The 26,977-nt window shown below is 67.6% G+C and carries 27 protein-coding genes; 15 read left to right on the top strand and 12 right to left on the bottom strand.

Features of this window, described 5'->3' with window-relative positions:
* Positions 1–2: 2 nt before the first annotated feature.
* On the bottom strand, positions 3–299 hold the full coding sequence (locus ACFVJ3_RS24745; protein ID WP_378454556.1) for a response regulator transcription factor: 297 nt from the start codon (positions 297–299) through the stop codon (positions 3–5).
* 107 nt (positions 300–406) lie between these two features.
* A complete protein-coding gene (locus ACFVJ3_RS24750) occupies positions 407–1,483 on the bottom strand; it encodes a DUF1524 domain-containing protein (protein ID WP_378454557.1) in 1,077 nt (358 codons plus the stop codon).
* Positions 1,484–1,656: 173 nt separating this feature from the next.
* On the opposite strand from ACFVJ3_RS24750, the gene ACFVJ3_RS24755 reads away from it, so the two are divergent.
* From ACFVJ3_RS24755 to ACFVJ3_RS24765, 3 genes are all read left to right on the top strand, one after another.
* Positions 1,657–2,646, top strand: a complete 990-nt coding sequence (locus ACFVJ3_RS24755) for an alpha/beta hydrolase (RefSeq protein WP_378454558.1) — start codon at positions 1,657–1,659, stop codon at positions 2,644–2,646.
* Entirely contained in the window at positions 2,643–3,104 is a 462-nt protein-coding gene (arfB, locus tag ACFVJ3_RS24760; protein ID WP_378454559.1) for an alternative ribosome rescue aminoacyl-tRNA hydrolase ArfB, read from the top strand. Before ACFVJ3_RS24755 ends, arfB begins: the two co-directional genes overlap by 4 nt.
* Before the next feature lie 125 nt (positions 3,105–3,229).
* Positions 3,230–3,700 (top strand): sigma factor-like helix-turn-helix DNA-binding protein, encoded by a 471-nt coding sequence (locus ACFVJ3_RS24765; protein ID WP_378454560.1) that lies wholly within the window; start codon positions 3,230–3,232, stop codon positions 3,698–3,700.
* A 6-nt stretch (positions 3,701–3,706) separates the two neighbouring features.
* Here the strand turns inward: ACFVJ3_RS24765 and ACFVJ3_RS24770 are convergent, their stop codons facing one another.
* Genes ACFVJ3_RS24770 through ACFVJ3_RS24785 form a run of 4 tightly spaced genes read right to left on the bottom strand, consistent with a single transcriptional unit; the run spans position 3,707 to position 5,625 of the window.
* Positions 3,707–4,057, bottom strand: coding sequence for a VOC family protein (locus tag ACFVJ3_RS24770; RefSeq protein WP_378454561.1), 351 nt, complete (start codon positions 4,055–4,057; stop codon positions 3,707–3,709).
* A gap of 40 nt (positions 4,058–4,097) precedes the next feature.
* Positions 4,098–4,661: an SRPBCC family protein gene (locus ACFVJ3_RS24775; protein ID WP_378454562.1), complete on the bottom strand. Its 564-nt coding sequence runs from the start codon at positions 4,659–4,661 to the stop codon at positions 4,098–4,100.
* Positions 4,658–4,975 (bottom strand): ArsR/SmtB family transcription factor, encoded by a 318-nt coding sequence (locus ACFVJ3_RS24780; RefSeq protein ID WP_378454563.1) that lies wholly within the window; start codon positions 4,973–4,975, stop codon positions 4,658–4,660. The genes ACFVJ3_RS24775 and ACFVJ3_RS24780 overlap by 4 nt, the downstream gene beginning before the upstream one ends.
* Before the next feature lie 32 nt (positions 4,976–5,007).
* Positions 5,008–5,625, bottom strand: a complete 618-nt coding sequence (locus ACFVJ3_RS24785) for a TetR/AcrR family transcriptional regulator (RefSeq protein WP_378454564.1) — start codon at positions 5,623–5,625, stop codon at positions 5,008–5,010.
* Positions 5,626–5,750: 125 nt separating this feature from the next.
* Between ACFVJ3_RS24785 and ACFVJ3_RS24790 the strand changes: the two genes are divergently transcribed.
* From ACFVJ3_RS24790 to ACFVJ3_RS24835, 10 genes are all read left to right on the top strand, one after another.
* Positions 5,751–6,677: a diiron oxygenase gene (locus ACFVJ3_RS24790; protein WP_378454565.1), complete on the top strand. Its 927-nt coding sequence runs from the start codon at positions 5,751–5,753 to the stop codon at positions 6,675–6,677.
* Positions 6,674–8,485 carry a DUF4873 domain-containing protein gene (locus tag ACFVJ3_RS24795; RefSeq protein WP_378454566.1) on the top strand — a complete coding sequence of 604 codons (1,812 nt, stop codon included), beginning with the start codon at positions 6,674–6,676 and terminating at the stop codon, positions 8,483–8,485. Before ACFVJ3_RS24790 ends, ACFVJ3_RS24795 begins: the two co-directional genes overlap by 4 nt.
* A gap of 51 nt (positions 8,486–8,536) precedes the next feature.
* On the top strand, positions 8,537–9,679 hold the full coding sequence (locus tag ACFVJ3_RS24800) for an XdhC family protein (RefSeq protein WP_378454567.1): 1,143 nt from the start codon (positions 8,537–8,539) through the stop codon (positions 9,677–9,679).
* A 74-nt stretch (positions 9,680–9,753) separates the two neighbouring features.
* Entirely contained in the window at positions 9,754–10,659 is a 906-nt protein-coding gene (locus ACFVJ3_RS24805; protein ID WP_378454568.1) for an FAD binding domain-containing protein, read from the top strand.
* Positions 10,660–10,661: 2 nt separating this feature from the next.
* On the top strand, positions 10,662–11,246 hold the full coding sequence (locus ACFVJ3_RS24810) for a (2Fe-2S)-binding protein (RefSeq protein ID WP_378454569.1): 585 nt from the start codon (positions 10,662–10,664) through the stop codon (positions 11,244–11,246).
* Positions 11,243–13,645 carry an aerobic carbon-monoxide dehydrogenase large subunit gene (locus ACFVJ3_RS24815; protein ID WP_378454570.1) on the top strand — a complete coding sequence of 801 codons (2,403 nt, stop codon included), beginning with the start codon at positions 11,243–11,245 and terminating at the stop codon, positions 13,643–13,645. The genes ACFVJ3_RS24810 and ACFVJ3_RS24815 overlap by 4 nt, the downstream gene beginning before the upstream one ends.
* Before the next feature lie 29 nt (positions 13,646–13,674).
* Entirely contained in the window at positions 13,675–14,568 is an 894-nt protein-coding gene (locus ACFVJ3_RS24820) for an XdhC family protein (protein WP_378454571.1), read from the top strand.
* Entirely contained in the window at positions 14,565–15,452 is an 888-nt protein-coding gene (locus ACFVJ3_RS24825) for an AAA family ATPase (protein WP_378454572.1), read from the top strand. Before ACFVJ3_RS24820 ends, ACFVJ3_RS24825 begins: the two co-directional genes overlap by 4 nt.
* Before the next feature lie 12 nt (positions 15,453–15,464).
* Positions 15,465–16,118 (top strand): SRPBCC family protein, encoded by a 654-nt coding sequence (locus tag ACFVJ3_RS24830; protein WP_378454573.1) that lies wholly within the window; start codon positions 15,465–15,467, stop codon positions 16,116–16,118.
* A complete protein-coding gene (locus ACFVJ3_RS24835) occupies positions 16,115–17,332 on the top strand; it encodes a VWA domain-containing protein (RefSeq protein WP_378454574.1) in 1,218 nt (405 codons plus the stop codon). Before ACFVJ3_RS24830 ends, ACFVJ3_RS24835 begins: the two co-directional genes overlap by 4 nt.
* Positions 17,333–17,725: 393 nt before the next feature.
* Here the strand turns inward: ACFVJ3_RS24835 and ligD are convergent, their stop codons facing one another.
* The 4 genes from ligD to ACFVJ3_RS24855 form a co-directional block, all read right to left on the bottom strand.
* The gene (ligD, locus tag ACFVJ3_RS24840) at positions 17,726–18,697 is read right to left on the bottom strand and encodes a non-homologous end-joining DNA ligase (RefSeq protein ID WP_378454575.1); all 972 of its coding nucleotides are present in this window, start codon (positions 18,695–18,697) and stop codon (positions 17,726–17,728) included.
* Between the two features lie 114 nt (positions 18,698–18,811).
* Positions 18,812–19,246 carry a PAS domain-containing protein gene (locus ACFVJ3_RS24845; RefSeq protein WP_378454576.1) on the bottom strand — a complete coding sequence of 145 codons (435 nt, stop codon included), beginning with the start codon at positions 19,244–19,246 and terminating at the stop codon, positions 18,812–18,814.
* Between the two features lie 58 nt (positions 19,247–19,304).
* A complete protein-coding gene (locus ACFVJ3_RS24850) occupies positions 19,305–20,927 on the bottom strand; it encodes a serine/threonine-protein kinase (protein WP_378454577.1) in 1,623 nt (540 codons plus the stop codon).
* Positions 20,928–21,203: 276 nt separating this feature from the next.
* Positions 21,204–22,331, bottom strand: coding sequence for an RNA-guided endonuclease InsQ/TnpB family protein (locus tag ACFVJ3_RS24855; RefSeq protein WP_378454578.1), 1,128 nt, complete (start codon positions 22,329–22,331; stop codon positions 21,204–21,206).
* Between the two features lie 101 nt (positions 22,332–22,432).
* Here ACFVJ3_RS24855 and ACFVJ3_RS24860 point away from each other — a divergent pair, with 101 nt between their 5' ends.
* Positions 22,433–22,882 (top strand): FBP domain-containing protein, encoded by a 450-nt coding sequence (locus ACFVJ3_RS24860; protein ID WP_378454643.1) that lies wholly within the window; start codon positions 22,433–22,435, stop codon positions 22,880–22,882.
* A gap of 172 nt (positions 22,883–23,054) precedes the next feature.
* Here ACFVJ3_RS24860 and ACFVJ3_RS24865 read toward each other — a convergent pair whose 3' ends face one another.
* Positions 23,055–24,209: an AbrB family transcriptional regulator gene (locus ACFVJ3_RS24865; RefSeq protein ID WP_378454579.1), complete on the bottom strand. Its 1,155-nt coding sequence runs from the start codon at positions 24,207–24,209 to the stop codon at positions 23,055–23,057.
* 93 nt (positions 24,210–24,302) lie between these two features.
* Here ACFVJ3_RS24865 and ACFVJ3_RS24870 point away from each other — a divergent pair, with 93 nt between their 5' ends.
* Complete coding sequence (locus ACFVJ3_RS24870) at positions 24,303–25,001, top strand: GntR family transcriptional regulator (RefSeq protein WP_378454580.1); 699 nt, start codon at positions 24,303–24,305, stop codon at positions 24,999–25,001.
* A 368-nt stretch (positions 25,002–25,369) separates the two neighbouring features.
* Here ACFVJ3_RS24870 and ACFVJ3_RS24875 read toward each other — a convergent pair whose 3' ends face one another.
* Entirely contained in the window at positions 25,370–26,866 is a 1,497-nt protein-coding gene (locus ACFVJ3_RS24875; protein WP_378454581.1) for an aldehyde dehydrogenase family protein, read from the bottom strand.
* Between the last annotated feature and the right edge of the window lie 111 nt (positions 26,867–26,977).

The raw sequence follows: 26,977 nt of genomic DNA on the forward strand, positions 1-26,977 counted from the left end.
CGTCAGAGTTCGGCGATCGTGATGATCCCGTCCTGAAGCGCCCGCACCAGCAGCGCAGTCTTGGTGGACGCGTCACGTCCGACCAGCGCGTACTTCTCGCGGATGCGGGTCAGGTGCGTGTTGACCGTTCCGAGCGCGATGTGGAGGTCGGCGGCGACGGCAAGCTTGGAGTCGCCGCGCAACCAGTGGCGGAGAACCTCGATCTCGCGAGCCGACAACGCCGGCTTCGGATAGGTGCGGGTGACGGGCGGTTCGTCCGTGTGAGGGGGGTGCCCGAGTGCGTCGGGTGCAGTGGTCATGCCGGTCTCATCTTTCTGACATGTACGAAAGAGCTACAGGTACCCGACGTCCCTGCAGGCAGTTCAGGTTAACCCGTGGCGGCGGCACGTGTCGCGCCAGGCCCGGATCAGCTCTCACAGCCGACGCCGTCGCCGTCGCGATCGAGGTGGGTGCCGTAGCCTGGCTCGCCGATGTGGACCGGCGCGGCACCGGCCGCCTTGGCCGCCGAACAGTTCTTGTAGTAGACGTCGCTCGGCGGTGCCGGGTCGACGAACGGGACGGGTGCGGGCGCGGGCGCCGGAGCGGGAACGGGCGCAGGTGCCGCTTCCGGGACCGTGCCGGTGCTCGGAGCGGGCGCGACGGCAGGCGTCGCCGCCCCGCAGTCCTGGAGAATCCGGGCGATCGCATCGTGCTCGGCCTGGGTCACCCACAGCCCGTACGCGGCCTTGACCTCCACCTGATCGGCCACGTAGGTGCACCGGTAGCTCTTGTTCGGGGGCAGCCAGGTCGCGGCGTCACCGTCCGATTTCTGCTGGTTGGTGGGGCCGTCGACGGCTTTCAGATTCCGCGGATCGTTCGCGAAGTTCACCCGGGTGGCGGTGTCGAGTTGCTGCGCCCCCTTCTGCCAGGCGTCGGAGAGCGCGACGACGTGATCGATCTGCACGGCATTCGACGTGCCCTCACCGCGGAGGAAGGAGATGGTGTTGCCGGTGTACGGGTCGAGCAGCGTTCCGGTCTGTACCGCGCAGTCGCGGGTGCCCGCCTTGAACACGACCTGTTCGAGGTCGCGCCCGAGGATGTCGTTCCGCGTGTCGCATCCGTTGTGGCCGCCCTCGACCGTGACGTCGTCGGTCCACGCCTGGCCGAAGAGATCCCGGTCGTAGCCGGTTTTCGGTGCGCGTCCCTTGATCTCGAGGCCGGCGAGTTGCTGCAGCGCGGCGGTCGCGTCGGCGGCGGGTTCGACCGGCGAGAGAGCGAGCGCAGACGAAACCGGTACCGGTGTCGACGAACTCGACGCGGCGCGCACGGTCGTCGAAGCGGCGACCGTGGGTGTCACGGACGCGGATACCGCTGTGGCCTGGGCCGATTGGTCGTCCTGCCCGGGGCTGAGGAACGAGACCACGGCCACGACTACGACGATCCCGCCGGTGATCCAGGGCCACTTCTTGCGTGTGGCAGGTGATGAGGGCGGGGGAAGCGTCATGCCGGTCCTTCAATGAACGTGGGGTGTCGGAATGTTCATCGTGCGGAAGGGCTCTTCCGTTACTCGGCATCGCGGGAACTGTTAGCATGCCCGGGACCGGAATTCGTGCGGGTGGAGGGCGGTGGACGGTCGTGACACGACATTTCTTTCGGGGGAAATTGCGAACAGCGGCTTTGACGGCCGTGACCGTGATCTCTCTCTGTCTCGGCGGCACCGTCGCGGCGGCCGATCCGGTCGTCGACACCGGTCAGGCGCTCGGTTCCGCGGTGACGCCGAACGGTTCGACGCTCGATCACGTCACCGTGATCGACCCGAGACATCTGACGCTGCACGTCTTCTCGGCGTCGATGCAGAAGGTTGTTCCGGTGTACGTGCAGCGTCCTGCCGACACGAGCGTGCCGAGGCCCACGCTGTACTTCCTCGACGGCCAGGTCCGCCGGGAGAAGACCGACGTCGAAGAGTTCCTGGCCGACCAGAACGTGAACGTCGTCAGCCCTTCCGGCGGCGAGAACGCGTATTGGACGGACTGGAAGAGCCCCGACCCGGCGATGGGGGTGAACAAGTGGAAGACCTTTATGACTCAGGAACTTCCGCCGGTCGTCGACGTGGCTCTCGGCACCAACGGAGTCAACGCGCTCGCCGGCATGTCACGAGTGGGCACCGCGGCTCTGCAGTTGGCGATCGCCGCCCCGGGCCTGTTCCGCGGCGTAGCCGCCTACAGCGGTTGTGCTCTGACCAGCGATCCGCTCGGTCAGCTCCTCATCAAGATCACCATGGACAACTACGGCGACGGCAATCCGGTCAACATGTACGGCGAGGCGGACGATCCCGCGTGGGCGGCGAACGACCCTTACGTTCACGCCGCCGAACTGCGCGGAACGGAACTGTTCCTCTCCAACGGAAACGGTCTGCCGGGACGACACGAGACCCTGGACGGCCCCGGGATCGACGGGGACGTCGCTACGCTCGCGCGTCAGATCTACGCCGGTGGTCCCATCGAAGCGGTGACCAACTACTGCACCCATCGGTTCACGGACCGCCTGGGCGAACTCGGAATACCTGCAACCGCGAGTTTCCGTAACTCGGGCACACACTCGTGGGGATACTGGCAGGACGACCTTCACGATTCCTGGCCGGTGCTGGCTCGGGCGCTGGGAGTGTGAGCGAAGTTCCTCCGGTGTTTCCCGGCGGCGAGGTCACCGACGACCTCGAGATCACGCGGTCGCTCGTCGTTCCGGCCGCCGAGTTGCAGTGGCGGTTCTCCCGTGCCGGCGGTCCCGGCGGCCAGGGAGTCAACACCACGGACTCGCGGGTGGAGTTGCGGGTGAACCTGTGGACGTTGTCGACTCTGTCGCCCGCGCAACTCGAACGCATGCAGGTTCGGCTGGGACACAGGCTCGTTGACGGGGTGGTCACCGTGACGGCGTCCGAAACCCGTTCGCAGCTGCGCAATCGGCGCGCGGCCCGGGCCCGGATGGCGGCGCTGCTGCGCGCCGCTGTCCTGGCGGAAGCCCGCACCCGGCGCCCGACCAAGGCAACCAAGGGCTCGCACCGACGAAGACTCGACGCCAAGAAGCAACGCGGCCAGACCAAGAACCTGCGGAGGAAGCCGGACATGTAGGGGGTTTCACGCGCCGGGAAATGGGGAACCTCCCGGATGTGTCGACCCCTCGTGTGCCGGAAGATGAGTACGGAAGCGCCGTGCCGGACGACCGGAGGCGGCGAGGTCGGGGGATCGAGGGTCACATGAGTGTGCTTGACGAGGAATTACATTCGGCAGCGGCGGGGGATCGCAAGGCCGTCGAGACGGTGATGACAACGCTGTGGCCGCAGGTGGTGCGCTATTGCCGCACCCGCGTGGGGAATTCCACCCAGGTCACGCGGCCGGCGGACGAGGTGGCTCAGCGGGCGCTGCTCGCGGTGGCGCGGGAACTTCCGGCTCTCGCTCGCAGTGACCATCCCGTCCGCGACGTGTATCGCGTGGTGAGCCGGACCGTCGCGGACGCGCGCGGCGGCGCGGCCGGAAGTCCCGACGTCCCGGCGGAAGTGGCCGTGCTGCTGCACCATCTCGATGCCACCGCCCGGGAGATCGTCCTGCTGCGGGTCATCGACGGGCTGTCTGTGCACGACACCGCGGGCGTTCTCGGGCTTCCGGTGGGCCGGGTCCTCGTCGTGCAGCACGAGGCACTGCGGAGTCTGCGGGCGAAGGTGGCCTGATCGGCGTCAGCGCCGGCCGGACAGGACGCAGAACTCGTTGCCCTCGGGATCGGCGAGCACCACCCAACTCTGCTCGCCCTGACCGACATCCGCGTGCCGGGCGCCGAGCGCGAGAAGCCGTGCGACCTCGGCCTGCTGATCGTCGGGCCGGAAGTCGAGATGCAGGCGGTTCGGTATCTGCTTCAGGTCCGGAACGGCCACGAACAGCATTTCCGGGTGGCTGTCGGCCCGGGGCCGGATGTGGACGTCGCCGTCGGAGTCGGTCACGGCACCCCAGCCCAGGGCCTCGGCCCACCAGCGTCCCAGGGCTGTCGGATCGAGAGCGTTGACTACCACGGCTTCCCAGTGCAGTCCCATGCGTCAACGGTACGGGGAGCGGCGGACGCCCGTCACCGATTCACTGCAGCGTCGGATCGATCGGTTCGACGCCGAGGCGTTCGGCGTACTGCTCGTTGAGTGCGCGCCAGCCGTAGTTCATCGCGTCGGCGCCGACGATCGGTCCGATCGGCTTGCCGTCGAGCAGGGCCTCGGCGACGTCCAGGCACATGTGCCATCCAGCGGCCGTCATCTCGGCGGTCCGCTGGTCGTCGAGCGTGTGGCGCAGGGTCAGTCGCGTGCCCGCGCCGGTTTCCTCGATCGTCCAGAGCAGGACGTCGTCGCCCCAGGCGTGTTCGAGGACGTGGGGTGAGTCGGCCCGGGTCACGGTGCCGTCGAGTTCAGTGCGGTCCTGCCCGTCGACCATGATCAGGGTCGCGGGACCGACCGTTCCGAGGTTCCGGTCCGCGGTGTACGGCGCCCACTGCGGAAGTTCGCCGGGGTCCGTGAGCGCGGTCCACAGCGCCGACGGCGAGTGGGTGAAGTCGCGAACGAAGGTCAGAGCCCATCGGGTGCCGTCGGGGCGTGCTTCGACGTGCTGCAGTGGGCCTGGGCGGTAGTCGCGTCGTGCGTCTGATTCGGTCATGACGGGGTCTCCTTCTGAGCGAGGTGCCGCTCGAGCGCATCGAGGTGATTCGTCCACAGCCGGCGGTAGGGCTGCAGCCACGCGTCGAACTCGTCGAACGGTTCGCGGTGCAGGCTGTAGATGCGCTGCTGGGCCGCGGTTCGGCAGGTGACGAATCCGGCCTGTCGCAGCACCCGCAGGTGTTTGGACACGGTCGGCTGGGGCAGGGCGAGTTGGTCGACGAGTTCGCCGACGCTGGCGTGGCCGGCCCGCAGCCGTTCGAGGATCCTGCGGCGCTGTGGTTCGGCGACCACGGTGAACACGTCCGGTGCCATGACCCGAGTATGCGCCTACGCGTATATACGCGTCAAGGAATATGAATGTCCGGTTGCGGCATGAACGCGATCGACAGCAGGGACCGGACGAACTCGCGCAGAGCCAGCTCGTCGGACGTGTCCACGATCCCCTCCGTGATGATGAGCGAGCCGATGATGCGGAACGCCCACTCGGAGATGGCGGTGACGCTCACGCCCGACAGTTGGTCGGGCGAGAACAGGCGCTCGAAGTGGGGAGTCAGCAGTTGTGACCCGAGTTCGATCATCGGCTTCGCCTTGACCGTGAACCAGGGGAGCACGACGTCGGGGTCGTCGCGCAAACCCTTCTGCAGCAACCGGTGCCCGCGTGCGTACTGGACGGCGAACACGACGGCGTCGACGAATCGCACCTGGAGTTGGCTCTGCTGTCCCCGCAGCACCGGGTCGAGCACGACGAAGAATCGCGAGATCTCCCGCTGGAATAGGGCCTCGAGGATGGCGGACTGGTCGCCGACGTGTTTGTAGAGCGTGGGCCGGGACAGTCCCGCTCGCTCGGCGATGACCGCGTGAAGCCGGGTGCTGTATCCGAGTTCGATCAGGCACTCCTCGGCCGCGTCGAGGATCCGTTCCCGGAGTTCGCCGGGGGTCGGCGTCGTCGGCTGCGTCCTCACGGCCCTGATTGTGCTGTTCGGGTGTGGTGGGCGCAAACAGAAGCCGCAAATGTGAACTCGAGTCACAGATAACCATTGACCTGCGTCACACCCGGGTTTACGTTTTACCTACAAACGGCAACGAGATGGAATCGCGCTCGACGAAGGGAACTGCGATGTCTCAGCGTTCACACACGATCGACCGGGAGGAAGTCGCCGGCCGGCTCCTCGCCGGCTCCGTCAAGCGTTCGTACGCCCCCGTCGTCGACATCGACTGGGATGCGCCCCTCGAGGACGGCAAGTACTTCCTGCCGCCGCAGGTCCTGTCCCTGTGGGGAACCGAGATGTGGGACCGGATGGGCGAGGCGCAGCGTATCGAACTGTCCCGGCAGGAATCGGCGAACATCCTCAGCGTCGGAATCTGGTTCGAGAACATCCTCAACCAGGCGCTCCTGCGCGCGCTGCTGCACAACGATCCGAGCTCGCTGCACACCCGGTACATGCTGACCGAGATGGGCGACGAATGCAGGCACATGACGATGTTCGGGCGCGCCATCGAGCAGATGGGCGCCAAGCCTTTCCAGCTCCGGTGGTATCAGGCCGTCGTGGTCAACGTGCTGCCCAAGACATTTCGCGGGACCATGCTCTGGGTGGCCGCGCTGATCGGTGAGGAGATCTTCGACGCCACGCAGCGGCGCGTCCTCGAGGATCCGCAGTTGCAGCCGATGATCTCCCGGCTGATGCGGATCCACGTCACCGAGGAGTCCCGGCACATCCGATTCGCACGCGAGGGGGTGCGTCGCCGCGTCGCGGAAGGCCACCGGATCGACCGGCTGTGGGTCGGGACGCTGCAGGGGATCGGCGGCCCGCTGTTCCAGCGGCTGTTCACCAACCCGGTCATGTACGAGCGGGCGGGTCTGGATCCGAAGGAAGCGCGTCGACAGGCACTGGAAAATCCGAACTTTCGCGAGAATCAACGACGCGGGTTCGAGTCGCTGGCCGCGTTCCTCGAAGAGAACGGCCTGATGCGAGCGACCTCCCGCGCGCTGTGGCGACGCGGGGGATTTCTGTGACACCCGGGATCACCGAGCCGGACGTCCTCGTCGTCGGAACCGGATTCGCCGGATTGTGCATGGCGATCAAGCTGAAGGAGGCGGGGCAGGAGAGCTTCGTCGTTCTCGAGAAGGCCGATCGGGTGGGCGGAACGTGGCGGGAGAACACGTATCCCGGGTGCGGCTGCGACGTGATGTCGCTGATGTATTCGTTCTCCTTCGCGCCCAACCGGAAATGGACCCGGATGTACGCGCGGCAGCCCGAGATTCTCGACTACATCGAACGGGTGGTCCGCGACTACGACCTGACGCCCCACATCCGGTTCGGCGCCGAGGTGGTCTCCTACGAGTTCGACGAGACCACCGACCGGTGGCGGGTGGAGACCCGGTCGGGTTCCGTCCATCATCCCCGCATCGTCGTCGCCGGTCCGGGTCCGCTGCACAAACCCAGCGTCCCGGATTTTCCCGGCCGGGAGTCGTTCTCGGGTGCGGCATTCCATTCCGCCGAATGGGATCACTCGGTCGACGTGACCGGCAAGCGGGTGGCGGTCATCGGCACGGGAGCCAGTGCCGTGCAGTTCGTTCCGGAGGTCGCGAAGACGGCCGCGCACGTCGACGTCTTCCAGCGGACTCCGCACTGGATCCTGCCCAAGCTGGACCGCCCGATCACGGCCGGTGAGAAGGCGGTGTTCAAGGCTGTTCCCGGAGTCCAGAAGGCCTACCGCGGCGCGATCTACTGGAGCCACGAATCGCTGATCGCCGGTTTCCTGCACCCGCGACTGATGACGGTGCTGGAGTCGGCCGCCCGGGGGCTGTTGCGGAGGCAGGTGCAGGACCCTGCGCTGCGTGCCACCCTGACCCCCGACTACACCATCGGGTGCAAGCGAATTCTGGTGTCCAGCAATTTCTACCCCGCACTGCAACGCGAAGACGTCGACCTGGTTACCTCGGGTATCTCGCAGATCACCGCGCGCGGGATCCGCACCGAGGACGGAAGGATGCACGAGGCGGACGTCATCGTCTACGGCACGGGATTCGCAGTCGGCGACCGATTCGAGAACGAGCACATCGTGGGCCGCCGCGGGCTGACGATCCAGCGGGCGTGGCGCGACGGGATGGAGGCGTACCTCGGTGTCGCGGTGTCGGGGTTCCCGAATTTCTTTCTCATGATGGGGCCGAAGTCCGGGGGTGGCAATCAGTCGATCGTCTTCGTCATCGAGGCCCAGGCGCACTACATCACCCGATGCCTGGCGCTGATGAAGAAGCGCGACGCGACGCGGATCGAGGTGCGTGCGGGCGCGCAGCGCGAGTTCAACCGGGTGGTCCACCGCAAACTCGCGGGCTCGGTGTGGAATTCGGGCGGGTGCGACAGCTGGTACCTCGATTCGACCGGCCGCAATCGGGCGGCGTGGCCGGGTTCGAGCGCGTCCTACTGGCGGCGCATGCGCACCCCCGACGACCGGCACTTCGAGCTGAGTTCGCTCGCGGCGCGCGAGGACGACACGCAGTACCGGGGGCCCGGTGTGCTCACGTCCGGCGACCTGACGGTGGCCGTCGAGGTCTTCCTGAACGGTCACGTCGAACCGCTGGACGGGCTCTACCACTGGTACGGCCGAGTCGTCGGCGACGGCGTCGACGCGGCGAAGCAACGCAAACGCACCCCGTTGTTCCTCACGATCGGGGACGGTCCCGAAGTGCCCGCGGCGCTGGCCGAGCGCGACCCGTGGGGCCACTTCCGGATCGCGGGGGTGGGGACGCCCCCGTTCCGGCTGGCGCCGGTCGAAGTCGAGGTTCCCGTCTCCACGGCCAAACTCGCCTCGGCGGAATAGGCTTGGAGGCGAGCGTGTATCACACGTCGGACTCGAGCGGGAAGGGTGCTGATGCGCGACGTGCTGGCGGACCTGATGGCGGTGTGGACCGCGGGTGGAACGGCGGGCGTCGGGACGGTGGTCCGCACGTTCCGTTCCGCGCCGCGACCACCGGGGGCGTCGATGGTCGTGGCGCCCGACGGCAGCGCGTCCGGTTCGGTGTCCGGCGGGTGTGTCGAGGGGGCGGTCTACGAACTCGCGACCGAGGTCACGGCGTCCGGAACGCCGGTGCTGCAGCGGTACGGGATCAGCGACGAGAACGCGTTCGAGGTGGGTCTCACCTGCGGTGGAATCATCGACATCTTCGTCGAGCCCGTGTCGCGGGACAATTTTCCGGAGCTCGGTGAGATCACCCGGGACATCGAGAACCACCTACCCGTCGCGGTGGCGACCGTCGTGGCGCATCCCGATGCGGCTCGGGTGGGGCGCCGGCTGGTCGTGCGGCCCGAGCACGTGAGCGGTTCGCTCGGCTCGGACCGGGCCGATTCCGCGGTCACCGACGACGCCCGGGGCCTCCTCGCGGCGGGCGGCAGCACAGTTCTGACGTACGGCACCGACGGTCAGCGTCGCGGCGAGGGCATGGAGGTGTTCGTCGCCAGTTACGCGCCGAGACCCCGCATGCTCGTGTTCGGGGCCATCGACTTCGCCGCCGCGGTGGCCCGGCAGGGTGCCTTCATGGGGTACCGGGTGACGGTCTGCGACGCCCGTCCGGTGTTCGCGACGCACGCGCGTTTCCCGACGGCCGACGAGGTGGTGGTGGACTGGCCGCACCGGTATCTCGCTGCCCAGGCCGAGGCCCAGGCCATCGACAGCCGGACCGTGATCTGCGTGCTCACCCACGACCCCAAGTTCGACGTCCCTCTCCTCGAGACGGCGCTGCGCCTCCCGGACGTCGCATTCATCGGTGCCATGGGATCACGCAGAACCGACCTGGACCGGCGCGAACGCCTGCGCGAGGCCGGTCTGACCGACACCGAACTCGACCGGCTGTCGAGCCCCATCGGCCTGGACATCGGCGCCCGGACACCCGAGGAGACGGCGGTGTCGATCGCCGCCGAGATCATCGCCCGCCGGTGGGGTGGCACGGGGCGTCCGCTGGCGGAGTCGAGTGGTCGGATCCACCATGAGGAACCCGTCGATTCCTGCGTCGAGTAGGGCGTTCACCGGGGTTGACGTGCAACAGGTTCTTGCGCAGGCTGGAAGGATCCACGTTTGTGAGGTAGGTCACAATGCAAGTACCAGGATCCTTCGAATACGAGCGTGCAACCGGCGTCGAGGACGCCATCGCCCTGCTCGACCGGCTGGGCGACGAAGCCCGTCTCGTCGCAGGCGGCCACAGCCTGCTCCCCATGATGAAACTTCGCCTCGCCAATCCCGAGTACCTCATCGACATCAACGACCTCGAGGGCGAACTCGGCTACATCACCACCGAGCGGTCGAGACTGCGGATCGGTGCGATGACACGGCACCGCCGGCTGCTCGAATCGGACGAGCTCGCGGCGGCGTTCCCCCTCTTCCGCGACGCGGAGAAGGTGATCGCCGACCCGGTGGTCCGCAATCGCGGAACCATCGGCGGATCGCTGTGCCAGGCGGATCCGGCCGAGGACCTCACCACTGTCTGCTCTGTTCTCGACGCCACGTGCGTGGTGCGTGGGCCCGGCGGGCGCCGCGAGATCCCCATGTCCGAGTTCCTCGTCGGACCGTACGAGACGGCGCTCGCACACAACGAGATGCTCATCGAGATCGTGATACCGGTCCACGGCCACAGCTCCAGCGCGTACGCCAAGGTCGAACGGCGGACCGGGGATTGGGCGGTCACCGCGGCCGGAGCGGCCGTCACGGTGGAGGGCGGCGAGATCGCCAGGGCAGCGGTCGGCCTGACCGCCGTCAACCCGGATCCGTCCGGACTCTCGGATGTCGCCGACTACCTGACCGGACGTCCCCCGTCCGAGGAGGCGTTCGCCCAGGCCGGGCGGATGGCCGCGCAGGCCTGCGAGCCCGTCCGAGACGCACGCGGCACCGTCGAGTACAAACGCCACCTCGCATCCGAACTCACGATCCGCACACTCCGTACAGCGGTCGACCGGGTGCTCCGCAGCGACGTGGAGCACGAGCCGACCGGAGAAGAGGCATAGCCATGCAGGTGAACATGACCGTCAACGGTGAAGCAGTGAGCGCCGAGGTGGAACCGCGCATGCTGCTGGTCCATTTCCTCCGCGACCAGCTGGGCCTGACCGGGACCCACTGGGGCTGCGACACCAGCAACTGCGGTACGTGCGTCGTCACCGTGGACGGCGATCCGGTGAAGTCGTGCACGATGCTCGCCGCGATGGCGGGCGGGCACGACGTCCGCACGGTCGAGGGCCTCGAACACGACGGCGAACTCGATCCCGTCCAGCAGGGCTTCATGCAATGCCACGGACTGCAGTGCGGGTTCTGCACGCCCGGCATGATGATGACGGCGCGGGCACTGCTCGACCGGGAGGAGAGCCCGGACGAGGCCACCATCCGGGAAGCGATTTCCGGGCAGATCTGCCGCTGCACCGGGTACACCACGATCGTGCGCTCGATTCAGTGGGCGGCGGACCATCGGGCGGGCGAGGCCGCCGAGCCGGAACCGGCCGGCGACTTCGACGCGGAGGTCCAGGAGGACAAGACGCGGGGCGCCGAGGGCGCACCGATGACAGTCGAGGAACACGCGACCACGGGAAGTAAGTCATGACCACCGTCGAATCCCGTCCGCCGTCGGGCGGCGCCGACATCGTCGACAACGACAAGAAGCCCTGCGGCCACGGCCGCATGCTGCGCAAGGAGGATCCCCGCTTCATCCGGGGGCTCGGAAATTACGTCGACGACATCACCCTCCCCGGCATGCTGCACCTGGCGATCCTGCGGTCGCCGGTCGCGCACGCGCGGATCGTGAGCATCGATACCACTGCAGCACAGGAACACCCGAAGGTGACTGCGGTGGTGACGGGAGCCGACCTCGCCGCGAAGAACCTCGCGTGGATGCCGACGCTGTCCAACGACGTGCAGGCCGTGCTGGCCACCGACAAGGTGCGCTTCCAGGGCCAGGAGGTCGCGTTCGTCATCGCCGAGGACCGCTATTCGGCCCGCGACGCCCTGGAACTGATCGACGTCGAGTACGACATGCTCGATCCGGTCGTCGACGCGCGCGCCGCGCTCTCGCCGGATGCGCCGGTGATCCGGGACGACCTCGAGGGCAAGACGGACAATCACTGCTTCGACTGGGAGACAGGCGATGCCGCCGCGACCGAGGCCGTGTTCGCGAAGGCGGACGTGGTGGTGAAGCAGGAGATCGTCTACCCCAGGGTGCATCCGGCGCCGATGGAGACGTGCGGTGCGATCGCCGACGTCGACCGGGTGTCCGGCAAGCTCACCCTGTACTCCACGTCCCAGGCCCCGCACGCGCACCGGACGGTCTACGCCCTGGTCTCAGGGATCCCGGAGCACAAGATCCGGGTGGTGTCCCCGGACATCGGCGGGGGATTCGGCAACAAGGTCCCGATCTACCCGGGATACGTGTGTGCCATCGTGGCGTCGCTCGTGACGGGTAAACCGGTGAAGTGGATGGAGGATCGGAGCGAGAACCTGATGAGCACGGGCTTCGCCCGCGATTACATCATGGTCGGCGAGATCGCGGCGACCCGTGAGGGCAAGATGCTCGCGATCCGCACGAAGGTGCTGGCCGATCACGGTGCGTTCAACGGCACGGCGGCGCCCATCAAATACCCGGCCGGTTTCTTCGGCGTCTTCACCGGCAGCTACGACATCGAGGCCGCGCACTGCGCGATGACGGCCGTCTACACGAACAAGGCGCCCGGCGGGGTGGCGTACGCCTGCTCGTTCCGCATCACCGAGGCCGTGTATCTGGTCGAGCGGCTCGTCGACTGCCTGGCGTTCGATCTGAAGATGGATCCGGCGGAACTCCGGCTGAAGAATCTGCTGAGACCGGAACAGTTCCCGTACACCAGCAAGACCGGATGGGTGTACGACTCGGGTGACTACGAGACCACCATGCGCAAGGCCATGGACATGATCCGCTACCAGCAGTTGCGGGAGGAGCAGAAGGAACGCCGCGAACGCGGCGAGCTGATGGGAATCGGCATGGCGTTCTTCACCGAAGCCGTCGGTGCCGGGCCCCGCAAGGACATGGACATCCTGGGACTGGGCATGGCCGACGGCTGCGAACTGCGCGTGCACCCGACGGGCAAGGCAGTCTTGCGATTGTCGGTGCAGACCCAGGGACAGGGTCACGAGACGACGTTCGCGCAGATCGTCGCGGAGGAGCTGGGGATCCCGCCGGACGACATCGACGTCGTGCACGGCGACACCGACAACACGCCGTTCGGGCTCGGCACGTACGGCAGCCGGTCGACGCCGGTGTCGGGGGCGGCCGCGGCACTGGTGGCCCGCAAGGTGCGGGACAAGGCGAAGATCATCGCCTCGGGCATGCTCGAGGCCTCGGTCGCGGATCTGGAATGGGAGAAGGGCGAATTCCATGTGAAGGGCGACCCGTCGGCGAAGGTGACCATCCAGGACATCGCGATGCGGGCACACGGCGCCGGCGACCTGCCGGAGGGCATCGAGGGCGGACTCGACGCGCAGATCTGTTACAACCCGGAGAATCTGACGTACCCCTACGGCGCGTACTTCTGCGTCGTCGACGTCGACCCCGGCACCGCCGTGGTGAAGGTGCGGCGGTTCCTCGCCGTCGACGACTGCGGCACGCGCATCAACCCGATGATCATCGAGGGGCAGGTCCACGGCGGCATCGTCGACGGCATCGGCATGGCGTTGATGCAGATCATCGAATTCGACGAGGACGGCAACTGCCTCGGCGGATCACTGATGGACTACCTGATCCCCACCGCGCTCGAGGTTCCCAAGCTCGAGACCGGCTTCACCGTCACCCCGTCGCCGCATCACCCGATCGGAGCGAAGGGCATCGGCGAGTCCGCGACGGTCGGATCGCCCGCGGCCGTGGTGAACGCGGTCGTGGATGCGCTCGCCCCGTTCGGTGTCCGGCACGCCGACATGCCGCTCACCCCGTCCCGGGTGTGGGAGGCCATGCAGGGCCGCGCGACACCCCCGATCTGAATGTCGCGCGTCGGCTGCGAGGAGGCCCGATGGATCTGAAAGAGCGTGCGGCGCAACTGACGCGCGATCGCAGGCCATTCGTCCATGCGACCGTGGTTCGGGCGCAGCCGCCCACGTCCAGTCATACCGGTGACGAGGCGATCCTCCTGCAGGACGGGACGATCGAGGGGTTCGTCGGCGGTCAGTGCGCGCAGAATTCGGTGCGCACGGCCGCCCTGGGCGTGCTGGCGACCAACGAGAGCGTGCTGTTGCGGGTTCTCCCCGACGGGGCGGTGCAGTTCCCCGAGATGCCGGGCGCGTCCGTCGTGGTGAATCCGTGCCTGTCCGGCGGTGCCATGGAGATCTTCCTGGAGCCGCAACTGCCACCCCCCTTGGTGCGGATCTTCGGCACCACTCCGATCGCGCAGGCATTGGCGGGCATATCGGAACTGCTGGGATTCACCGTCGAGCACGACGACGCCGGGATCGAGCAGTTCTCCGGCACGACGGCCGTGGTGCTCGCCGGTCACGGTGGGCCCGAAGCCGTGGTCATCCGTGCGGCGCTCGACGCGGGGGTCGGGTACGTCGGGCTCGTCGCCAGCCGAACACGGGGTGGGGCCATCCTCGACACTCTGGGTCTGACCGAGTCCGAACGGGCGCGGGTGCACACCCCCGTCGGTCTCGACATCGGGGCGCGGACGTCGGCGGAGATCGCGGTGTCGATCGCGGCCGAGTTGGTGCAGGAACTGCGGACCGCGGGACTCCGTGCGCCCGAGAATGATTCGAATCCGCGGGCGGCGGTGACGGAGTCGATCGATCCGGTGTGCGGGATGCGAGTCGTCGTGGGGCCGGGCACCGCCCACCTGCGGCGCGACGGTGAGGACTTCTGGTTCTGCGGGCCGGGTTGCCGGGCATCGTTCGCGCAGCAGACGGGAGCGGTATGACCGCGGCGTTCGAGGACGTGGCGGACGTGGTCCGGCGCTTCGATGCCGAGGACTACCTCCTGGACTTCGGAACCGCGTCGGCCCTGTATCTCGCGGCAGCCCTGCGCCGCCCGCTCCTGCTCGAAGGCGAACCCGGAGTCGGCAAGACCACCGCGGCGAAGGCTCTCGCGACCGTCCTCGGCGCCCCGCTGATCCGGTTGCAGTGCTACGAGGGTCTCACCGCGAACGAGGCCCTCTACGACTGGAACTACCAGCGGCAGTTGCTCACCATCCGGCTGGCCGAATCGCGGGGTGACGGCCTCACCGAGGACGACCTGTTCACCGAGGAATTCCTGCTGGAACGTCCGATCCTCCACTGCGTGCGATATCGGGGGCCGACCCCGCCCGTACTGCTGATCGACGAAATAGACCGAGCCGACGACGAGTTCGAGGCACTCCTCCTCGAATTCCTGGGGGAGGCATCGGTCACCGTCCCCGAACTGGGAACGTTCACGGCCGAACATCACCCCGTCGTCGTGCTGACGTCCAACCGGAGCCGCGACCTCCACGACGCTCTGCGCAGACGATGCCTCTACCACTGGATCGACTACCCGGAGCTGGCGCGGGCGGCCGCCATCGTGCGCCGCACGGTGCCCGCGGCTGCGGCGCCCCTCATCGAGCACGCCACCCGCTTCGTCGGCCGGGCCCGCGAACTCGATCTCGACAAGCCGCCCGGAATCGCCGAGACGATCGACTGGGTGTCCGCACTCGCGGCACTGGGAGTGGCCGATCTGGTTCGCGACGACGCGATCCAGAGCCTGAGTGCCCTCGCGAAGACCCCGGACGACCGCACAATAGTTCAGGACGCATTCGCCGACTACGCGCACGGCCTGGCCACCGGATGAGAGGCAACTGCCATGAAGATCGCCAACGAGTTCACCGTCAGCGCCCCGATCGAGCAGGCGTGGGAGGTGCTCAGCGACCTCGACGAGGTGGCCCCCCTGCTACCCGGAGCCCAGATGACCGGGCGGGAGGGTGACGACTACCTGGGGAAGGTGAAGGTCAAGGTCGGCCCGGTGACCAGCGAGTTCAAAGGCAAGGCCGCCTTCGTCGTGCGCGACCCGAAGGAGCATCGCGCCGTGATCGACGCCCGCGGGAAGGACTCGCGCGGTTCCGGCAACGCGTCCGCGACCATCACCGCCCAGTTGCACGAGGCGGGCGACCGCACCCGCGTCACCGTGGACACCGACATGAAGATAGTCGGCAAACTCGCGCAGTTCGGCAGCGGGATGATCCAGCAGGTGTCGGAGAAACTCATGGGGCAGTTCGCGGAATCACTGGAAGCGAAGCTCGCCGGTGGACCCGCCGACCAGCCCGCGTCGGCCGAGCCCGAGTCGGCCGACGCCACCGGCACCACGACGCTTTCCGTGGCCCCGCCTGCCGCCGAACCGGCGCCGCTGGACCTTCTGGCGCTGTCCGGTGTGGGTGCGTGGAAACGGTACGCCCCCATCCTCGCTGCGATCCTCGCCGGAATCGTGGTCGTCCTCGTGGTGGGCCGCCGCAGGCGATGAGCGCGTCGGGCGTCCTGCGGGGCGTCGATCTCGCGGCGTTCGCGGTGGCACTCGTGGCCCGGCTGCGTTCCCGCGGCGTTGTGGTTTCGGCGAGTGGCCCCGCGGTGTTCGTGCAGGCGCTGCATCTGTCGCCGCCGAGTTCGCGGTCGCGGCTGTACTGGTCGGCGCGTCTGACGCTCGTCAACCGCGTCGACGACCTCGCGCCGTTCGACGCCGTGTTCTCCGCGGTCTTCGAGGACGCCCTGCTGTCCGTGGATCCGCACGCGCGGCGGGCCGCTGCGGGACGGGAGACGGCCCTCGCCGCTGTCCGCGACGGTCGCGACCGGCCCGGTGAGGCGCAGGACGCCGAGGGCGTGCCGTGGATGACACGACCGATGATGACCGGCGGCGACGACAGCGGCGAGGGCGACCTTCACGACGCGCTCACCGCCGTGCCGGACACCCTGCCCAGTAGGCTCGTGGCTCGCGCCGACGAACCCTTCGCCCGATTCGACGCCGGCGACCTCCGGCTCCTCGGGTCCTGGCTGGAGCAGGCCACCGCCGCGTGGCCGTCCCGCCGCACCCGGCGTCGCGAAGTGCATCGGCGCGGCCGGCGTATCGACCTGCGGGCCACCATGAACCGGTCGAGGGCCACGGGCTGGGAGCCGGTGGTCCTCGCGCGGAGCCGGGCGCGGAACCGTCCGCGACGCATCGTGATGCTGTGCGACGTGAGCCGGTCGATGCAGCCGTATGCCGCGATCTATCTCCATCTGATGCGGGCGGCGGTGCAACGACAGACCGCGGGCAGGCCGGAGGTGTTCGCGTTCTCCACGTCGCTGACGAGGCTCACGCCCGTGCTCGCACACCGCAGCGCCGAGACCGCGGTCCGCAAGGCGAACGACAAGGTGGTCGACAGATTCGGTGGCACCCACATCGCCGGCAGCGTGAGCGAACTGCTCGCGTCCCCGCACGGCAACGCGCTGCGCGGCGCAGTCGTCGTCATCGCGTCCGACGGCTGGGACAGCGACGACCCGAAGCGCCTGGCGCATGCCCTCACCCGGGTCCGCCGTCGCGCCCATCGGCTGGTGTGGCTCAACCCCCGTGCCGGTGACCCCGACTTCTTACCGCTCGCCGGATCGATGGCGGCTGCGCTGCCCTTCTGCGATGCCTTCCTCCCCGCGCACTCCGTGTCCGCGCTCCGCGACGTGCTGGACGTGATCAGCCGCATGGGATAGCGGGTGGTGCGATTCCACCCCCAGGGTGCCTGGCCCCTGTCGTTTCCTTCGCCGAAGCTCTATGGACGGTGCACACCGCTCTTCAGCTCACAGGAGGAACCCACATGTCGACTACCAGAACTCCCGCCAGAATCGCGGCGGCCATCGGGGCGGTCCTTGCAGCCCTCTCGATTTCCCTGGTGGGAACGGCCGAAATCGCCGGCGCCAGACCATGTCAGAACGATTGTCACGCACCGGTTCCCAAACCGCCGGTCGACGGTTGCCAACTCTGCAATCCCAACCCGCCTCCGCCGCCACCGCCCCCGCCGCCACGGTAGGGAAAAGTTCGGCATGCGAGACACGCGCCTCGGCCGCACGGTCGGGGCGCGTGTCGCGTTGCGGGCAAGCCGTCGACTAGTCTTCCGCGCCACCGGGATCCGATTCGCCTTCGGCCTCGTCGCGGTCGGCCCACTCGAGCAGCGGTTCGAGCGAGAACACGGCGTCGTCGATTCCGGCGTGCAGGTCACCGAGTTTCGCGAAGCGGTCGGGGACGGTGGCGATGGTGAACTCGTGCGGATCCACGTCGTCGATCTCGTCCCACGTCACCGGTGTGGACACCGTCGCGTCGGGCACACCGCGCACCGAGTACGCGCTGGCGATGGTGTGATCGCGGGCGTTCTGGTTGTAGTCGACGAACAGTTTGCGCGGATCCCGGTCCTTGCGCCACCAGGTGGTGGTGACGTCCTGCGGGGTCCGGCGCTCCACTTCGCGGGCGAAGGCCAGCGCGGCCCGCCGGACGTCGCCGAATTGCCAGTCGGGCCGGATCCGGACGTAGACGTGCATGCCGCTTCCGCCCGACGTCTTCGGCCAGCCCGTCGCACCCAGTTCGTCGAGCACCTCGTGCACCACCCCGGCCACGCGCTGCACCGTGTCGAACCCGCACTCGGGCATCGGATCGAGATCGATCCGCCACTCGTCGGGACGTTCGACGTCCGCGCGCCGCGAGTTCCACGGGTGGAACTCGACGGTGGACATCTGTACCGCCCAGATCACGTCCGCCGGGTGCGTCACGCACAGTTCGTCGGCGTGGCGGTTGTACCGCGGAAATGTCACCCGCACCGTCTGAACCCAGTCCGGCGCACCGTGCGGCAACCGCTTCTGGTGCACCTTCTCGCCGCTCAGGCCGTCCGGAAAGCGGTGCATCATGCAGGGGCGTTCGCGCAGTGCGCGGACGATCCCGTCGCCGACGCTCAGGTAGTAGTTCGCGAGGTCGAGCTTCGTGGCACCGGTGGCGGGGAAGTAGACGCGTTCCGGGTGCGAGATCCGCACGGTTCGGTCGCCGACCTCCAGTTCGACAGCGGGAGCCTTGCTCTTACCGGTCGCCATGCAGTCAACCTAACCCGCGTTCGATCCCTGCCGCGCCGTTTGCAGACGGTTTCGCTGGAATCCCGGGCAATTGCGTGGGATTCCGGCGCATGTCTTTGCGTCTGTGGGGCGGGGTCAGAAGCCCGGCGCCCGGCCGCCGTTCCAGAGTTGTTCGGTGACGTCGTGGAAGCAGACGAGGGTCACCGGATCGTCCTGCCGACGGAGGATGGGGCGGCTGACGAGTGCGCGCACTCGGGATCCGTCCTGGTGTGCGAGGTCGACGGGTGTCGTGGCGCATTCGCGGAGGTGTTCGACCGCGTCGGCACCCGTCGGGGCCTCGTCCAGGTCGAGGAGTTCGGACACCGGGTGCCCGCGCAGTGAAGCGACGGGATGACCCAGCATCGCCTCGAAGGCACTGTTCGCGTGGACGACGGTGCCGTCGTTCTCGACCGCGAGGACGGGAACCGGAAGGCGTTCGAGCAGGACGAGGGCGGGTAGCTGTTCGAGGTAGCCCAACGGAGTGTCCGGGATCGGGCGACGTCTCTCCTCATGCTCTGCCTGTGCGCTCACAGACCTATACTCTCACCGATTCCGACCGCTCGTCCCGTTGTTCGTCGCAGACGGCGATTCAACGGTGTGCGGAGTCGACCATCGGTTCGGTCGCGAGGATCCTGCCGTCGCCGCTGACGATGGTCAGGGCGGACGGGGTCAGCCGGTACTGAGTGCCGCCGTCGCCGGTGGCGACGAAGCCGGAACCGCTCGGGACGGGGTCGTCGACGGAGATGGCGGCGCCGTCGCTGATGCGTACGCCCTGGTAGTAGTACCGTCCCACTCCGGTCTCGCAGACCACGACGAGGGACTTCGTGGTGCGACCGATGAACACCGCCGGGTTGGTGTAGTTGCACCGTGCATCGGACGGGGGCAGGAAACCCTGCCCGTCGGCGCCCGACACCTCGCCGACGATCGGCGGCGGGGGAGCCGTCGTCGTTCTCGGCGTCGTCACGGCAGGCGAAACCGTCGACGGAGCCGCCGACGGAGCCGCCGACGTCGCGGATGCGACCGGTACGTCCTCCGTGACCGGGACCCGTACCCGACTGCTGGTGGCCGCGGCGACAGTGGATGCGTCCGGATTGTTCCGATCCAGCACGAGCCATCCGACCACCCCGCCGAGGGCCAGCAGCGCTATCACCAGCACGGTGACCGTCACCGGCACGGCCACCGACCGGCGAGCCGGCGGCGGGGCGGCGTAGGGCGTCGCGGGGTAGTACAGCGCCGCCGGGGGCTGCGCGGGCGGCCCGCTGTGGAACGCGGTCGGCGGGTAGACGGGGGGACGGCCGCGGTCGTCGACACGCGTCGGTTCGGACCGCATGCCCGGCGAGGGTTCCGGGCGGGTCGCGATGTCGGTTTCGGTCTTCCGCTCGCGAACGGTCAACGCGGCCCGGGCGGCGGCTGCGACGTCGCCGGCCGTCGGGTACCGATCGCGGGGATCCTTGGCCAGGCCTCGGGCAATCACGTCGTCGAACGTGGCGGGCACGTCGGGTCGAATCGAGCTGGGGCGGGGCACCGGCGTCGTGAGGTGGGCTCGGATGGCGCTGCTGATGCTGTTGGACGGGAACGGGATGGACCCCGTGAGGCATTCGTAGAGGACACACGCCAGCGAGTAGACGTCCGCGCGCGCATCGACCGGCGCATTGTCGAACCGCTCCGGCGCCATGTACGCGTAGGAGCCGACGGCGCTGCCGAGGGTGGTCAGGCGGAGGTCGGAACTCGAGTGCGCGATACCGAAGTCGACGAGGTACGCGAACTCACCAGCCGTGACGAGGATGTTCTCCGGCTTGACGTCGCGGTGGATGAGACCGTCGGTGTGCGCGGCGTCGAGCGCCGCCGCGATCTGGTCGACGATCGCGACCGCGTGTGCGGGGCCCATCGGGCCACGTGTCCGGAGCAGCGAACGCAGATCCTGTCCCACGACCAGGCGCATGTCGATGTAGAGCACACCGTCGATTTCGCCCCAGTTGTGAATCGGAATGACGTGCGGCTCCTGCAACCGGGCCGCGGCATGCGATTCGCGACGGAACCGCTGCTGGTAGGTGGGGTCTTTCGCGAGGTCGACGTCGAGGATCTTGAGTGCGACGGTGCGATCCTTGGTGGTGTCGTACGCCTCGTACACCTCACCCATTCCACCTCGGCCGAGCAGAGCCCTGAGATGGTAGTGCCCGAACTGCGAGCCGACCCGTGTACCTGCCGCCATTCCCCATCCCCTCGAAGCCGGAAACAGCACGATACACGCAGCGTCCGAACTGTGGATCGTCGAAAATCCGTTGCCCGCCGCTGCCGCGGTCCGTAGTGTCCCGAGGCTTTGTCCACCCGTCGACAGAAGGAGTTCTTTTCGTCATGGAACCTTTCACTGAACACGACACGACATCAGGTCGTCGTTCTTGACGTCCTCTCGGCAGTGAACGACCGAGATTCCCCTCAAGTCTCACGTCTCGAGGTTCCTGTTTCACCGACAGTTGCCGCCCCGCACTTACGTGTGGGGTGGTCTCTCACCGTCTCCGCAGGCTGCCACCGTCAGTCCGACGGCCAAAATGTTCTTCGCCGCGTTCACATCCCGGTCGTGGACGGCGCCGCATCGGCACGTCCACACCCGTAGGTTTAGCGGCATCTTCGAGGCGATTGCCCCGCACACCGAGCAGGTCTTCGACGACGGATAGAACCGGTCGATCGCCACCACCCGCCGCCCGTACCAGTCGGCTTTGTATTCGAGCATGGACCGGAACTCGGACCAACTCGCATCGGAGATCGCCCGAGACAACGACCGATTCTTGACCATGTTCCGCACACTCAGATCCTCGATGGCGATCACTTGGTTTTCGCGCACCAGTCGAGTGGAGAGTTTGTGCAGATGATCGCGACGCCGATCGGCGATCCGGCCATAGATCTTCGCGACTTTCAGGCGGGCCTTGGCCCGGTTACGGGACCCTTTCTCCTTCTTGGCCAGCTCCCGCTGCGCCTTCGCCAGCCGCTCACGGTCCGTGCGCTCGTGGCGGGGGTTGGTGATCTTCTCCCCTGTCGAGAGTGTGTAGAGGCTGGTGATTCCGGCGTCGAGCCCGACCACCCGGCCGACAGATTCGAGTTCGCTGATTGTTTCCTCGACGAGGATCGAAATATGGTACTGCCCACGTGAATTGCGCGACACCGTCACCTGCGACGGCACGGCCCCCTCCGGAAGCGGCCTCGACCACCGAATGTCGAGCGGTTCGGCCTGCTTGGCCAACCGGAGTTGCCCGCCGCGGTAGGTGAAGCAGTTCGAGTAGTAGGTCGCCGAATCCTTCGAGTGGCCCTTCTTCTTGAATTTCGGGTGGCAGGCTTGCTTGCGCCAGAACTTCTCGAACGCACCCTGCAACTGCCGCAGCGATTCCTGCAACGGCCCCTTCGACGGCTCCGACAACCACTCCGTCTCGGCGTCCCGCTTCCATCCGGTGAGCATCTTCGAGGTGTCCGCGTAGGTAACCCGTCGCTGCTCCTGCGACCAGGCACGCGAGCGCTCGGCCAACGCCCGGTTGTAGACATACCGGGTGCACCCGAACGTCCGAGCAAGCTGATCAGCCTGCACCGCAGTCGGATAGAAGCGGTACTTGAACGCTCGCTTCATCACCCTCCCCGCCATAGCCCAGACACTAGCCACCCGGTCCGACAAAACCAGATCGGCTATCCCGGACCTGAAGGACCGGGTTTGCGCCGAAAGACTCACGGATCAATTGCTCCAAAGGCGACGCCAAGCGCCTACCGGTTCCTCGTGACCTGGACGATCGGCCGTGGGAGGATCTCGACTTCCTCGGCTGGAGCGACCCGTCGTTTCCCGGCCGCTGTTATGTCGTCGTACCGCGGGAGGGTCGACTGGTCGGCGTCGCGCTGCGCTACGAGACGGGCGGTTACCGCCGCGCGCAGATGTGCACGGTCTGCATGATCACGCACGCCAATGGCGGCGTCTCGCTGATGACGGCGCGCAAGTCGGGTGAATCCGGTCGCCGGGGCAACTCGATCGGCACTTACATGTGCGCCGATCTCGCCTGCTCGCTCTACGCGCGCCGGAAGAAGTCGCCCGCACTGGGCAGCCAGTACCGCGAGGATCTCGAGCCCGAGGAGAGGATCGAGCGGGTCCGCGACAACCTCGACGCCTTCATCTCGAGGGTCTACGGCTGACCGCGACCCGACGCCGACCCGCCATGTAGCTCGATAGCTGCTCGCAAGAATCGGAGGTAGATGCCATGCGCCGACATTCGAGGAACCCGCTCCCCGACGCATCCCGAGTTCGAAGACACTGCAACGAAACTCGGGGTGTACGGGACTCCTCTCCGGTCGAGACGGCCCGGACTCAGGCCGGACCGTCCCGTCCGGAGAGGATCCCCGGCTGCGCTCGTCGTCGCCGAGAACTGAAGTGGGCAAATACCTTCGCCATGATCGGGGTGGTCACGAGCATGATGACCAGGCGCAACACCTGGGCGGCCGCGACGAACGTGACGTTGGAGGCGGTGGATGCCGATACGGCCAGCACCGCCGCCAGGCCACCGGGTGTGGTGGCGAGATAGGCCTCGAGGAGGCTCGCACCGGTGAGGTGGGAGAGTAGGACGCCCAGGCCGGCGCACGCCGCCCCGACCAGGAGAGTGAGCAGCGCGGCGTACGGCAGGATTCGTCCGATCGCCCGCAGGCTTGCCCGGTCGAACGCGAGCCCGGCCTGCCAGCCGATGAGAATCAATGCGGCCGTCATCAGCATCGGCGGAACCGCGACCGCGTCGCTCCAGCCCCCGAGTTCGAACCCGGCGCTCACGGCCAGCGGCCCCAGCGTCGCGGGTGCGGGCAGTCGCACGAGTGACGCGACGACGGTGCCGCCCACGATGAACAGTGCCAGGAATGGCACGGCCACATACCATTCGGACCCGCCGCCATCGGTGCCTGTCACGGTTTCCGCACCGGTATCCGCGCGGAAGCCGAACGTGACGATCATCGGCATCGACACGACGACGAGCGCCACCCTCAGATACTGCACCACTGCGACGACCCGGTCGTCGCCGCCGAGTTCGCGGGCCATCGCGACGAGTCCGGTGGCGCCGCCCGCGGTCATGGCGAGGGATCCGGTCACCGCGTCCACGTCGCGGTGCATAGCGAGCAGGGCGCCGGCCGCCACGCTGAGCGCGAGGGTCGCGGCGGCGATCGAGACGACCGGCACCCACATCGAGCCCAGAGCGGCGATCGTGTCCCGGTGCACCATCAGCCCGACTGCGCTCGCCAGCACGCCCTGCGCAAGCTTTCCCAGCGGGCGCGGCACTCGGGACGGACCCCATCCGGTGACGGCCAGGGTCGCCGCGACGATCAGGGCCGAGAAGAGGCCTGCCGCGGTCAGTCCGACGCTCTCGCCGAGTACCCAGCCGCCGACCGAGAGTGCGATCAGTGCAGCCCATCGGAGTCCGCGACGGCGCAGTTCGGACGCGCGCGTCGGCACGGATCGTTCGGGGGTTTGCACGTCGTTCACGTATGGGCGCCTACTCCGGGATGCTGTCCCTGTTCTATGGTGCGCATTAGTGTATACCGTAGCTCATACTGCGGCGGACGTTAGGATGTATGCATGGCGGGCGAGAACAAGAGCGAACAGGTATACGAGCAGCTCAGGCAGGACATCCTGAACGGAACCCTGCCCCCGGGTCAGTCATTGAGTGCCATCGACGTGGGCACGCGGTTCTCGGCGTCTCGCACCCCGGTGCGTCAGGCCTTCCTTCGGCTCGAGGGGGAGGCGCTGGTCTCGCTCATCGATCGGCAGGGCGCCCGGGTCGCTCCCATCTCGATCAAGAGTGTTCGCGATCTGTTCGAGCTACGCATCCTGCTCGAGGCCGCCGCGGCGCGCATGGTCGCCGAGGCCGTCGCCCGGGACACCGCGGCCCGGAAGCAGTTCGAAGAGGTAGCGGAAGCGCTCGGGGCGATCTCCGAGGAGGATCCGTCCGACTCCCGGCGAGATCGTTTCTACGAACTCACGGAAACCTACGACCAGGCCGTGATCGCGCACACCCGGAACTCGCAACTGGCCCGATCGATTGCCGAACTCCGGCCGCACACCGAGAGACTGCGTAACATCGCCCACTCCCACCCGGACCGTCTGGACGTCTCGTTGGCGGAGCACGTTTCGATGTGCCGTGCGATCCTCGCCGGCGACGGCCCGGCGGCTGCCGCGGCCTGCGCCGAGCACCTGACCCAGACGCAGAAGACCATCCTCGACGCGGTCGTCGATCCGCGAGGGTCGGCCGTCGCCATCGACCTGGTCACCGCGTAGTCGGCGCCGCGATCGCGACCCGGGGTGAGCCTCACCCACCCCTGTGGTGCCTGGTGGTCGCCGCCTCACAGTCGGATGCTGGACGGACCTTCCGACCCTACGGGAATTCGTTCATGCATCAGCTCTGGAAAATCGTTGTGTCCTACATCGTCGCGTTGCCGGTGTTCGCTGTCGTTGTTCTCCTCCCTTCCGACGACGCGTCTCGCCTGTGGGAATTTGTCGCTCTGTTCCTATTCGGGGCGGTGTTCGGTCGACTGGTCGTGTGGTCGCGTCGCGATGGCGCGGGGGTGGAGGATCGTGCTTAGTGATGATGGATGTCGCCGCGGGCAGATGCCGCGGTCGGAGCGACGGCATCTGCCCGTGCAAGATCACCCCTTCTTGAGGATCACGGTCTTCGTCTCGGTGTATGCGTCGAGGACTGCCGCACCGTGCTCACGTCCCCAACCGGACTGCTTGTAACCGCCGAACGGCAGGGCCGGGTCGAGCACGTGGTAGCTGTTGATCCACACCGTGCCGGCCTTGATACCCGCCGCGACGTTGTGGGCCTTCGACACATCGGACGTCCAAATGCCCGCGGCGAGACCGTAGTCGGTGTCGTTGGCGGTCCGGACGATGTCGTCGATGTCGTCGAACGGTATCGCGGTGACGACGGGTCCGAAGATCTCTTCCTTCACCACCCGCATGTTCGGTGTGGTGTCGGCGAGCACTGTCGGCTCGACGAAGTAGCCGACGTCGCCCTTCCGTCGCCCGCCTGTCACGGCGGTGGCACCTTCGGCCCTGCCACTGTCCAGGTATCCGAGAACGGTATCGAGTTGCTTCTCCGATACGACGGGACCCATCTGGGTGTCCGGGTCGAGGCTGTCGCCCACCTTTAGCGCGGAGGCGATCTCGGCGACCCCTTCGACGACCCGGTCGTACACCGTGGACTGCACGTACAGCCGTGACCCGGCCTCGCAGGCCTCGCCCTGGTTGAAGAAGATGGCCATTGCCGCACCTTCGATGGCGGCGTCGATGTCGGCGTCGTCGAAGACGATGTTGGGGGATTTGCCGCCGAGTTCGAGGGTCACCTTCTTCAGGTTGCCGCGCGCGGCACCGACGATGTGCCGTCCCACCTCGGTCGACCCCGTGAACGAGACCTTGTCGACGCCGGGATGAGCGCTGAGTGCGGCGCCGACGTTCTCTCCGTCACCTTGCACGATGTTCACCACACCGTCGGGGATACCCGCCTCGCGGAGCACGTCGCCGAGCAGCGCCGCGCTGAGTGGGGTCTGTTCCGCCGGCTTGAGGATGACGGTGTTGCCCGTGGCGAGTGCGGGGCTCAGCTTCCAGGCCGCCAGCAGCAGCGGGAAGTTCCAGGCGACGATCGCGGCGACGACGCCCACCGGCTCGCGCACGGTGTACGCCAGGTAATCGCCGGGCGCTGCGGTGGAGGTGACCGGAATTGTGCTGCCCTCCAACTTCGTGGGCCAGCCCGCCATGTAGCGGAACCAATCGGCGGACAGGGGAACATCGACCAGACGTGCGTAGGTAAGAGGCTTTCCATTGTCGAGCGCTTCGACGAGCGCGAACTCCTCGACCCGCTCCTCCAGCAGATCACCGACCCGCCAGAGAATCTTGCTTCGCTGTGCCGGAGTCATGCGTCCCCACGGTCCGTCGAGTGCTCTGCGAGCAGCCGACACCGCCCGGTTGACGTCCTCGTCGCCGCCGAGCGCGACCTGTGCCAAGGCGTCACCGTTGCACGGATTGACGGTGGCGAAGACTTCGCCGGATGCGGACGGAACATGCCGGCCGTCGATCAGGTGGAGAACAGGGCTCGCCAGGAAGGCGGAGACTTCGGGTGACAGTGCGGGTGATGTCGTTGTCATTGTGTGCTCCTCGATGGTGTATCCGGCCTGTCGGCCGATGGTGGGCAGGGATGTGATCGGTGGTCTCGCAACGGTGGCGCGGCTCTCGCTCCGCGCGGAAGATCGTCAATT

The organism is Rhodococcus sp. NPDC127593 (genome assembly GCF_042671975.1).
In the GTDB taxonomy this organism is placed as follows: domain Bacteria; phylum Actinomycetota; class Actinomycetes; order Mycobacteriales; family Mycobacteriaceae; genus Rhodococcus_F.

What these genes read in the sequence shown, in the direction of transcription:
- ACFVJ3_RS24775 (WP_378454562.1), bottom strand. Translation starts at nt 4,661, where the DNA reads ATGACCGAATCAGACGCACGACGCGACTACCGCCCAGGCCCACTGCAG.
- ACFVJ3_RS24825 (WP_378454572.1), top strand. Translation starts at nt 14,565, where the DNA reads ATGACCGCGGCGTTCGAGGACGTGGCGGACGTGGTCCGGCGCTTCGAT.
- ACFVJ3_RS24850 (WP_378454577.1), bottom strand. Translation starts at nt 20,927, where the DNA reads ATGGCGGCAGGTACACGGGTCGGCTCGCAGTTCGGGCACTACCATCTC.
- ACFVJ3_RS24750 (WP_378454557.1), bottom strand. Translation starts at nt 1,483, where the DNA reads ATGACGCTTCCCCCGCCCTCATCACCTGCCACACGCAAGAAGTGGCCC.
- ACFVJ3_RS24875 (WP_378454581.1), bottom strand. Translation starts at nt 26,866, where the DNA reads ATGACAACGACATCACCCGCACTGTCACCCGAAGTCTCCGCCTTCCTG.
- ACFVJ3_RS24870 (WP_378454580.1), top strand. Translation starts at nt 24,303, where the DNA reads ATGGCGGGCGAGAACAAGAGCGAACAGGTATACGAGCAGCTCAGGCAG.
- ACFVJ3_RS24770 (WP_378454561.1), bottom strand. Translation starts at nt 4,057, where the DNA reads ATGGGACTGCACTGGGAAGCCGTGGTAGTCAACGCTCTCGATCCGACA.
- ACFVJ3_RS24780 (WP_378454563.1), bottom strand. Translation starts at nt 4,975, where the DNA reads ATGGCACCGGACGTGTTCACCGTGGTCGCCGAACCACAGCGCCGCAGG.
- ACFVJ3_RS24815 (WP_378454570.1), top strand. Translation starts at nt 11,243, where the DNA reads ATGACCACCGTCGAATCCCGTCCGCCGTCGGGCGGCGCCGACATCGTC.
- ACFVJ3_RS24820 (WP_378454571.1), top strand. Translation starts at nt 13,675, where the DNA reads ATGGATCTGAAAGAGCGTGCGGCGCAACTGACGCGCGATCGCAGGCCA.
- ACFVJ3_RS24835 (WP_378454574.1), top strand. Translation starts at nt 16,115, where the DNA reads ATGAGCGCGTCGGGCGTCCTGCGGGGCGTCGATCTCGCGGCGTTCGCG.
- ligD (WP_378454575.1), bottom strand. Translation starts at nt 18,697, where the DNA reads ATGGCGACCGGTAAGAGCAAGGCTCCCGCTGTCGAACTGGAGGTCGGC.
- ACFVJ3_RS24790 (WP_378454565.1), top strand. Translation starts at nt 5,751, where the DNA reads ATGGAATCGCGCTCGACGAAGGGAACTGCGATGTCTCAGCGTTCACAC.
- ACFVJ3_RS24745 (WP_378454556.1), bottom strand. Translation starts at nt 299, where the DNA reads ATGACCACTGCACCCGACGCACTCGGGCACCCCCCTCACACGGACGAA.
- ACFVJ3_RS24765 (WP_378454560.1), top strand. Translation starts at nt 3,230, where the DNA reads ATGAGTGTGCTTGACGAGGAATTACATTCGGCAGCGGCGGGGGATCGC.
- ACFVJ3_RS24830 (WP_378454573.1), top strand. Translation starts at nt 15,465, where the DNA reads ATGAAGATCGCCAACGAGTTCACCGTCAGCGCCCCGATCGAGCAGGCG.
- ACFVJ3_RS24800 (WP_378454567.1), top strand. Translation starts at nt 8,537, where the DNA reads ATGCGCGACGTGCTGGCGGACCTGATGGCGGTGTGGACCGCGGGTGGA.
- ACFVJ3_RS24805 (WP_378454568.1), top strand. Translation starts at nt 9,754, where the DNA reads ATGCAAGTACCAGGATCCTTCGAATACGAGCGTGCAACCGGCGTCGAG.
- ACFVJ3_RS24810 (WP_378454569.1), top strand. Translation starts at nt 10,662, where the DNA reads ATGCAGGTGAACATGACCGTCAACGGTGAAGCAGTGAGCGCCGAGGTG.
- ACFVJ3_RS24855 (WP_378454578.1), bottom strand. Translation starts at nt 22,331, where the DNA reads ATGAAGCGAGCGTTCAAGTACCGCTTCTATCCGACTGCGGTGCAGGCT.